Origin of the sequence: Escherichia sp. MR, from assembly GCF_005280595.1 — a bacterium.
GTDB lineage: Bacteria > Pseudomonadota > Gammaproteobacteria > Enterobacterales > Enterobacteriaceae > Escherichia > Escherichia ruysiae.
Window position 1 is genome coordinate 1 of the sequence record NZ_SZVK01000083.1, and the last position, 9211, is coordinate 9211.

A 9211-nucleotide genomic window follows, 5' to 3' on the forward strand; every position below is an offset into this window, starting at 1 on the left:
TGATAGAAACAGAAGCCACTGGAGCACCTCAAAAACACCATCATACACTAAATCAGTAAGTTGGCAGCATCACCGGCTTCATTTACATAATATTCCGTCATAATGGAAAGAGTCCCTTTGAATAAAATATTTAATAATGGTTGTGATTTATTTTTCAGTCATGAAGGTAATATCTATCGCCGCTTTGCTGCTAATTTTACCTTTCCAGCCATAACCACTAAGAATATTAAGTGATTATCCATGCTTACAACGACCGGAACAGACACATCGTTATGTATTTAACAACCCCAATATATTCACCTTGCAAATAAAATCACTAGTAACAGACACGCTACCGCCTCCATATAAAAATGGCCTCTAATAAAACTGTATCTTGCATAGAAAAAGATGAAATATCGGGTGTATTTTAATTATCAACTATAACTCTTGAAGCTTTTTATTAACAGCAACACATCTTATCGTATTAGATATGTTAACAATAAATTATTCTTAACATATCAATAAAGTATATATTACTCTCTTTACTACCTGCTTTTATTGCGGTAGCGATATTAATAGCAAAATTCGGAATTTATTTAGATGCTGGAATGAGCAAAAGTGATAGCGACTTTCTCACTTTACCCTGAAGTTTCAGGAAAGTGTGTAATGGAGGATACAACCTAACTGGAGATTTCTGACGATATAGTCGCTTTGAGCGACAATGAAGGCGAGCGCATCCCGAGCTGTCCTTTGAAAGGATATTATCGAAACTTGATGCTAAAACAGTGATGAAATGAACAACGCCAAGGAATCCGTTGATGCAAAACCCCTAAACCAGCCCCCTGATACGAGGCTGGCTTAAACGCGCAGGCAATCAATAAAAATCACCGGTTGCCTTTTCGGCCTGATCCATCCACACCGGTTTCTCGCTGGTTTTCGACCAGACGCGATGCAGGTAGCTGTAAAAGCGGGCGCGGTCTTTCCAGAAAAGCATGAAAGGCAGCGCCAGTACGCCCGCTGCAACCGCATAAGTACGGCGTAAAAAGATAAGCCATGCAGGATATTCTCTGTAGAGTTCCATACTTTTCTCCCCCTTTTTGTATCTACCCGGTGAATGGCACCGGAAAAATGAATTTGTTTATCTGATGAAAATAGTACCGCCTTTTGTGTAATTTTACTACTCATCCGACCACTTATTTTTGCTTATTGATGGTTTATTTACATTCACCGTGTAATTAAGTTACATGAAAGTTAAATTAATACTAATCATTAGTTAAATCATGGCTTTTGCCATTTTTATACTTTTTTTACACCCCGCCCGCAGATTTTTGCGAAATCTTTGCAGCCAGAATTCTACCCTTCCGGTATCACTTTTAGGCCACTGGAGGTGCACTGTGAGTGCAGGCGTGATAGCCGGCGTATTGCTGGTGTTTTTATTACTGGGTTATTTGGTTTATGCCCTGATCAATGCGGAGGCGTTCTGATGGCTGCGCAAGGGTTCTTACTGATCGCCACGTTTTTACTGGTGCTGATGGTGCTGGCGCGCCCTTTAGGCAGCGGGCTGGCGCGGCTGATTAATGATATTCCTCTTCCCGGTACGGTGGGCGTTGAGTGCGTACTCTTTCGCGCACTTGGCGTCTCTGGTCGCGAGATGAACTGGAAGCAATATCTCTCTGCCATTCTCTGCCTGAACATGCTGGGGCTGGCGGTGCTGTTTTTTATGTTGCTCGGTCAGCACTATCTGCCGCTTAATCCGCAGCAGTTGCCGGGGCTGTCGTGGGATCTGGCGCTCAATACCGCCGTCAGCTTTGTCACGAATACCAACTGGCAATCTTATAGCGGTGAAACCACGTTGAGCTATTTCAGCCAGATGGCGGGTTTAACAGTGCAAAACTTTCTTTCTGCCGCCAGCGGGATTGCGGTGATTTTTGCCCTCATCCGCGCGTTTACCCGCCAGAGCATGAGCACGCTCGGCAATGCCTGGTTCGATCTGCTACGCATCACGTTATGGGTGTTAGCCCCTGTGGCGTTGTTGATCGCACTGTTTTTTATTCAACAAGGTGCGCTGCAAAATTTTCTGCCCTATCAGCCGGTGACGACCGTTGAAGGTGTACAACAACTGTTACCGATGGGACCGGTAGCTTCTCAGGAAGCGATCAAGATGCTCGGCACTAACGGCGGCGGTTTCTTTAATGCCAACTCGTCGCATCCGTTTGAAAACCCAACAGCACTGACCAACTTCGTGCAGATGCTGGCGATCTTCTTGATCCCAACGGCGCTGTGTTTTGCCTTTGGCGAAGTGGCGGGCAAGCGCCGCCAGGGGCGCATGTTGCTGTGGGCGATGTCGGTGATTTTTGTCATCTGCGTAGGCGTGGTGATGTGGGCAGAAGTTCAGGGTAATCCGCATCTGCTGGCACTCGGCGCAGACAGCAGCATCAATATGGAAGGTAAAGAGAGCCGTTTCGGCGTGCTGGTCAGTAGCCTGTTTGCGGTCGTGACTACAGCAGCTTCCTGCGGTGCGGTGATTGCGATGCATGATTCGTTTACCGCTCTTGGTGGCATGGTGCCGATGTGGTTGATGCAAATTGGTGAAGTGGTATTCGGCGGCGTTGGTTCTGGCCTTTACGGCATGATGCTGTTCGTCCTGCTGGCGGTGTTTATTGCCGGGCTGATGATTGGTCGCACACCGGAATATCTGGGTAAAAAAATCGACGTGCGCGAGATGAAACTGACCGCGCTGGCGATTCTGGTCACCCCGACGCTGGTGCTGATGGGCGCGGCGCTGGCAATGATGACCGACGCCGGACGTAGCGCCATGCTCAACCCTGGACCGCATGGTTTTAGCGAAGTGCTGTATGCCGTGTCGTCCGCCGCCAACAACAATGGCAGCGCCTTTGCCGGCTTAAGCGCCAACTCACCATTCTGGAACTGTTTACTGGCGTTCTGCATGTTTGTCGGTCGCTTCGGGGTGATTATTCCGGTGATGGCGATTGCCGGTTCGCTGGTGAGTAAAAAGAGCCAACCCGCCAGCTCCGGCACGCTGCCTACGCACGGCCCGCTGTTTGTTGGCCTGTTAATCGGCACCGTGTTGCTGGTTGGCGCACTGACCTTTATCCCTGCCCTGGCGCTTGGTCCGGTGGCGGAATATCTCTCCTGATGATCTTGAGTAAGCACTGAATATGAGTCGTAAACAACTGGCGCTATTCGAACCAACACTTGTCGTTCAGGCGCTAAAAGAAGCGGTGAAAAAATTAAGCCCGCAGGCGCAATGCCGCAATCCGGTGATGTTTATCGTCTGGATAGGCAGTCTGCTGACCACCGTTATTAGCATCGCGATGGCAAGCGGCGCGATGCCTGGCAATGCGCTGTTTAGCGCGGCAATTAGCGGCTGGCTGTGGGTCACCGTACTGTTCGCTAATTTCGCCGAGGCGCTGGCAGAAGGCCGCAGTAAAGCGCAGGCCAACAGTCTGAAAGGGGTGAAAAAAACTGCCTTTGCCCGCAAGCTGCGTGAGCCGAAATATGGCGCTGCGGCGGACAAAGTTCCTGCCGATCAACTACGTAAAGGCGATATCGTACTGGTAGAAGCTGGCGATATTATCCCCTGCGATGGTGAAGTCATTGAAGGCGGCGCATCGGTCGATGAAAGCGCCATCACCGGGGAATCGGCTCCGGTGATCCGTGAATCCGGCGGTGATTTTGCCTCCGTCACCGGCGGAACGCGTATTCTTTCTGACTGGCTGGTGATTGAATGCAGCGTTAACCCCGGCGAGACATTTCTGGATCGGATGATCGCAATGGTGGAAGGCGCACAGCGACGTAAAACGCCGAACGAGATTGCCCTGACCATCCTGCTGATTGCCCTGACCATCGTCTTTTTACTGGCAACCGCAACGCTGTGGCCATTTTCTGCCTGGGGCGGTAACGCGGTCAGCGTAACGGTACTGGTGGCGCTGCTGGTCTGTCTGATCCCAACGACTATTGGCGGCTTGCTTTCAGCGATCGGCGTCGCCGGGATGAGCCGGATGCTGGGCGCGAATGTTATCGCCACCAGCGGACGTGCCGTTGAAGCGGCGGGCGACGTTGACGTTCTGCTGCTGGATAAAACCGGCACCATCACGCTAGGTAACCGTCAGGCGTCGGAGTTTATCCCCGCGCAGGGCGTAGAGGAAAAAACGCTGGCCGATGCCGCACAACTGGCTTCGCTGGCCGACGAAACGCCGGAAGGCCGCAGTATTGTGATCCTCGCCAAGCAGCGTTTTAACCTGCGCGAGCGCGATGTGCAGTCGCTTCACGCTACTTTTGTGCCGTTTACTGCGCAAAGCCGGATGAGTGGGATCAACATCGATAACCGTATGATCCGTAAAGGTTCTGTCGATGCCATTCGCCGCCATGTTGAGGCTAACGGTGGTCACTTCCCTGCCGATGTCGATCAAAAAGTTGATAACGTTGCGCGTCAGGGTGCCACGCCGCTGGTAGTAGTAGAAGGTTCCCGTGTGCTGGGCGTTATTGCACTGAAAGATATCGTCAAAGGCGGCATAAAAGAGCGTTTCGCGCAACTGCGTAAAATGGGCATTAAAACGGTGATGATTACCGGCGATAACCGTCTGACTGCCGCCGCCATTGCTGCGGAAGCGGGCGTCGATGATTTCCTCGCCGAAGCGACACCGGAGGCCAAGCTGGCGTTGATTCGTCAGTATCAGGCAGAAGGCCGTTTAGTGGCGATGACCGGCGACGGCACCAACGATGCTCCGGCGCTGGCGCAGGCAGATGTCGCGGTGGCGATGAACTCCGGCACCCAGGCAGCGAAAGAAGCGGGCAATATGGTGGATCTCGACTCCAACCCGACCAAGTTGATCGAGGTGGTGCACATTGGCAAACAGATGCTGATGACCCGTGGCTCGCTGACCACCTTCAGCATTGCCAACGATGTAGCGAAATACTTCGCCATTATTCCGGCGGCGTTCGCGGCAACGTATCCGCAGTTAAATACGCTGAACATTATGCGCCTGCATTCGCCCGACTCCGCCATTCTCAGTGCGGTGATTTTCAACGCCTTAATTATCGTCTTTTTGATTCCTCTGGCGTTAAAAGGCGTGAGTTATAAACCGCTTACCGCTTCTGCCATGTTGCGCCGTAACTTATGGATTTACGGTCTGGGTGGGCTGCTGGTGCCGTTTATCGGTATCAAAGTGATTGATTTACTGCTGACCGTTTGCGGTCTGGTGTGAGGGTTACCATGAGTGGATTACGTCCGGCATTATCGACATTTCTCTTTCTGTTATTGATCACTGGCGGTGTTTATCCGCTACTGACCACCGCGCTGGGGCAATGGTGGTTTCCCTGGCAGGCCAACGGTTCGTTGATTCGTGAAGGTGATACGGTACGCGGCTCAGCGTTAATCGGGCAGAATTTTACCGGCAACGGCTATTTTCATGGCCGCCCATCGGCAACGGCAGAAATGCCCTATAATCCACAGGCTTCTGGCGGGAGTAATCTGGCGGTCAGTAACCCGGAGCAGGATAAACAGATAGCTGCACGCGTTGCCGCGTTACGGGCAGCAAACCCGGATGCCAGCACGAGCGTTCCGGTTGAACTGGTGACGGCGTCGGCAAGCGGGCTGGACAATAACATTACCCCGCAAGCGGCGGCCTGGCAGATCCCACGCGTCGCGAAAGCGCGTAATCTCAGCGTTGAACAACTCACGCAACTGGTCGCAAAATACAGCCAACAACCGCTGGTGAATTTTATCGGCCAGCCGGTCGTCAATATTGTCGAACTCAATCTGGCGCTGGATAAGCTTGATGAATAACGAACCCTTACGTCCCGATCCCGACCGTCTGCTGGAACAAACTGCCGCGCCGCATCGGGGGAAGCTAAAAGTTTTCTTCGGTGCCTGTGCAGGCGTCGGGAAGACCTGGGCGATGCTGGCAGAAGCACAGCGACTGCGGGCGCAAGGGCTGGATATTGTGGTTGGCGTGGTAGAAACCCACTGTCGGAAAGATACTGCCGCAATGCTGGAAGGGCTGGCTGTTCTGCCGCTAAAACGCCAGGCGTACCGTGGGCGGCACATCAGCGAGTTTGATCTCGATGCTGCCCTCGCCCGCCGTCCGGCACTGATCTTAATGGACGAACTGGCGCACAGTAATGCGCCAGGTTCCCGTCATCCCAAACGCTGGCAGGACATCGAAGAGCTGCTGGAAGCTGGCATTGATGTTTTCACTACCGTCAACGTTCAGCATCTGGAAAGTCTGAACGATGTGGTCAGCGGCGTCACCGGAATTCAGGTACGGGAAACCGTGCCTGATCCTTTTTTTGATGCTGCCGACGACGTGGTGCTGGTGGACCTGCCCCCGGACGATCTGCGTCAACGGCTGAAAGAAGGCAAAGTCTACATTGCCGGGCAGGCGGAGCGCGCCATTGAACATTTTTTCCGCAAAGGCAATCTGATCGCCCTGCGCGAACTGGCACTGCGCCGTACTGCCGATCGCGTAGATGAACAAATGCGCGCCTGGCGGGGACATCCTGGCGAAGAGAAAGTCTGGCACACGCGTGACGCGATCCTTTTATGCATCGGCCATAACACCGGCAGCGAAAAACTGGTTCGCGCGGCGGCGCGGCTGGCGTCAAGGCTGGGGAGCGTCTGGCACGCGGTGTATGTTGAAACCCCTGCCCTGCACCGCTTACCGGAGAAAAAACGTCGGGCAATTCTCCGCGCCTTACGTCTGGCGCAGGAGCTGGGCGCAGAGACGGCAACACTTTCTGATCCAGCGGAAGAAAAAGCCGTAGTGCGTTATGCCCGTGAACATAATCTCGGCAAGATTATTCTCGGTCGCCCGGCCTCGCGCCGCTGGTGGCGTCGGGAAACGTTTGCTGACCGACTGGCGCGCATCGCCCCCGATCTCGATCAGGTGCTGGTCGCGCTTGATGAACCACCCGCCCGCACGATTAACAACGCGCCGGATAGCCGCTCTTTTAAAGACAAGTGGCGGGTACAGATTCAGGGATGCGTGGTTGCCGCCGCGTTATGCGCCGTTATCACCTTAATTGCCATGCAGTGGCTGATGGCGTTTGATGCCGCCAACCTGGTGATGCTGTATCTGTTAGGCGTGGTAGTGGTGGCGCTATTTTATGGGCGCTGGCCTTCAGTGGTCGCCACCGTCATTAATGTGGTGAGTTTCGATCTCTTTTTTATCGCCCCACGCGGCACGCTCGCCGTCTCTGATGTGCAGTATCTGCTGACCTTCACGGTGATGTTAACCGTCGGACTGGTGATCGGGAACCTTACTGCTGGCGTGCGTTATCAGGCGCGGGTAGCCCGCTACCGCGAGCAACGCACACGACACTTATATGAAATGTCGAAAGCTCTGGCTGTGGGCCGCAGTTCGCAGGATATCGCCGCCACCAGCGAACAGTTTATTGCCTCCACGTTTCATGCTCGCAGTCAGGTGTTGCTGCCTGATGACAATGGAAAATTGCAGCCAATGACACATCCGCAAGGAATGACGCCGTGGGACGATGCCATCGCGCAGTGGAGTTTTGATAAAGGCCTGCCTGCGGGCGCGGGCACCGACACGTTACCCGGCGTGCCGTACCAGATTTTGCCGTTAAAAAGCGGCGAGAAAACCTACGGTCTGGTGGTGGTGGAACCGGGGAATCTGCGCCAGTTGATGATCCCGGAACAGCAGCGCCTGCTGGAGACGTTTACGCTGTTAGTTGCCAATGCCCTGGAACGCCTGACGCTGACCGCCAGCGAAGAACAGGCGCGGATGGCAAGCGAACGTGAACAGATCCGCAACGCCCTGCTGGCGGCACTTTCGCATGATTTACGCACTCCGCTTACGGTGCTGTTCGGTCAGGCTGAAATCTTAACGCTCGATCTGGCAAGCGAAGGATCGCCCCACGCCCGCCAGGCCAGCGAGATTCGCCAGCATGTGCTGAACACTACCCGACTAGTGAATAATCTACTGGATATGGCGCGAATTCAGTCCGGCGGCTTTAATTTGAAGAAAGAGTGGTTAACGCTGGAAGAAGTGGTCGGCAGCGCGCTGCAAATGCTGGAACCGGGATTATCGTCGCCCATCAACCTTTCTCTGCCAGAACCACTGACTTTAATCCACGTTGACGGACCACTCTTTGAACGGGTGCTGATTAATCTGCTGGAGAACGCGGTGAAATACGCGGGTGCGCAGGCCGAAATTGGTATTGATGCCCACGTTGAGGGCGAGAAGCTACAACTGGATGTCTGGGATAATGGCTTCGGTCTTCCTCCAGGCCAGGAGCAGACGATATTCGATAAGTTTGCGCGTGGGAATAAAGAATCGGTGGTGCCGGGTGTAGGGCTTGGGCTGGCAATTTGTCGGGCGATTGTGGATGTACACGGCGGCACCATTACCGCGTTCAACCGACCGGAAGGTGGTGCCTGTTTTCGTGTTACACTTCCCCAGCAAACTGCCCCTGAACTTGAAGAATTTCATGAGGATATGTGACAAACGTTCTGATTGTTGAAGATGAACAGGCTATTCGTCGGTTTCTGCGCACGGCGCTGGAGGGCGATGGTATGCGCGTCTTTGAGGCCGAAACGCTGCAACGCGGCTTACTGGAAGCGGCAACCCGCAAGCCGGATTTAATTATTCTCGATCTCGGTCTGCCCGACGGTGATGGGATTGAGTTTATCCGCGACCTGCGCCAGTGGAGCGCGGTGCCGGTGATTGTGCTTTCCGCACGTAGTGAAGAGAGCGACAAAATCGCCGCGCTGGATGCCGGAGCTGATGATTACCTGAGTAAACCGTTTGGCATTGGCGAGCTTCAGGCTCGTCTGCGCGTCGCCTTACGCCGCCATTCAGCCACCGCCGCGCCCGATCCGGTGGTGAAATTTTCCGATGTGGCCGTCGATTTAGCGGCTCGGGTGATCCATCGCGGTGAAGAGGAGGTGCATCTCACCCCGATTGAGTTTCGCCTGCTGGCGGTGCTGCTTAATAACGCCGGGAAAGTGCTCACTCAGCGCCAGTTACTCAACCAGGTGTGGGGGCCAAATGCGGTTGAACACAGCCACTATTTGCGGATTTATATGGGGCATCTGCGGCAAAAACTGGAACAAGACCCGGCTCGGCCTCGCCATTTTATTACTGAAACCGGTATTGGGTATCGGTTTATGCTTTGGGTGATGCTGCCAACTTACTGATTTAGTGTATGATGGTGTTTTTGAGGTGCTCCAGTGGCTTCTGTTTCTATC

At 53.6% G+C, this 9211-nt stretch carries 7 protein-coding genes; 6 read left to right on the top strand and 1 reads right to left on the bottom strand.

The genetic code is table 11. The features are described 5' to 3' along the window. Positions 1 to 853 precede the first annotated feature (853 nt). Positions 854 to 1060, bottom strand: coding sequence for a YbfA family protein (locus FC814_RS21360; RefSeq protein WP_000424926.1), 207 nt, complete (start codon positions 1058 to 1060; stop codon positions 854 to 856). A gap of 313 nt (positions 1061 to 1373) precedes the next feature. Here FC814_RS21360 and kdpF point away from each other — a divergent pair, with 313 nt between their 5' ends. The 6 genes from kdpF to kdpE are packed head-to-tail and all read left to right on the top strand — an operon-like array spanning position 1374 to position 9160. Further along, the gene (gene kdpF / locus FC814_RS21365; RefSeq protein ID WP_001365534.1) at positions 1374 to 1463 is read left to right on the top strand and encodes a K(+)-transporting ATPase subunit F; all 90 of its coding nucleotides are present in this window, start codon (positions 1374 to 1376) and stop codon (positions 1461 to 1463) included. After that, positions 1463 to 3136, top strand: coding sequence for a potassium-transporting ATPase subunit KdpA (gene kdpA, locus FC814_RS21370; RefSeq protein ID WP_137326437.1), 1674 nt, complete (start codon positions 1463 to 1465; stop codon positions 3134 to 3136). Before kdpF ends, kdpA begins: the two co-directional genes overlap by 1 nt. A gap of 22 nt (positions 3137 to 3158) precedes the next feature. Then, positions 3159 to 5207, top strand: coding sequence for a potassium-transporting ATPase subunit KdpB (gene kdpB / locus FC814_RS21375; protein WP_137326438.1), 2049 nt, complete (start codon positions 3159 to 3161; stop codon positions 5205 to 5207). 8 nt (positions 5208 to 5215) lie between these two features. Continuing rightward, positions 5216 to 5788 carry a K(+)-transporting ATPase subunit C gene (kdpC, locus tag FC814_RS21380; RefSeq protein ID WP_024212468.1) on the top strand — a complete coding sequence of 191 codons (573 nt, stop codon included), beginning with the start codon at positions 5216 to 5218 and terminating at the stop codon, positions 5786 to 5788. Then, positions 5781 to 8465 (top strand): two-component system sensor histidine kinase KdpD, encoded by a 2685-nt coding sequence (gene kdpD / locus FC814_RS21385; RefSeq protein ID WP_137326439.1) that lies wholly within the window; start codon positions 5781 to 5783, stop codon positions 8463 to 8465. The genes kdpC and kdpD overlap by 8 nt, the downstream gene beginning before the upstream one ends. Beyond that, entirely contained in the window at positions 8462 to 9160 is a 699-nt protein-coding gene (gene kdpE, locus FC814_RS21390; RefSeq protein ID WP_137326440.1) for a two-component system response regulator KdpE, read from the top strand. Before kdpD ends, kdpE begins: the two co-directional genes overlap by 4 nt. Positions 9161 to 9211: the final 51 nt, after the last annotated feature.

What these genes read in the sequence shown, in the direction of transcription:
- FC814_RS21360 (WP_000424926.1), bottom strand. Translation starts at nt 1,060, where the DNA reads ATGGAACTCTACAGAGAATATCCTGCATGGCTTATCTTTTTACGCCGT.
- kdpA (WP_137326437.1), top strand. Translation starts at nt 1,463, where the DNA reads ATGGCTGCGCAAGGGTTCTTACTGATCGCCACGTTTTTACTGGTGCTG.
- kdpB (WP_137326438.1), top strand. Translation starts at nt 3,159, where the DNA reads ATGAGTCGTAAACAACTGGCGCTATTCGAACCAACACTTGTCGTTCAG.
- kdpC (WP_024212468.1), top strand. Translation starts at nt 5,216, where the DNA reads ATGAGTGGATTACGTCCGGCATTATCGACATTTCTCTTTCTGTTATTG.
- kdpD (WP_137326439.1), top strand. Translation starts at nt 5,781, where the DNA reads ATGAATAACGAACCCTTACGTCCCGATCCCGACCGTCTGCTGGAACAA.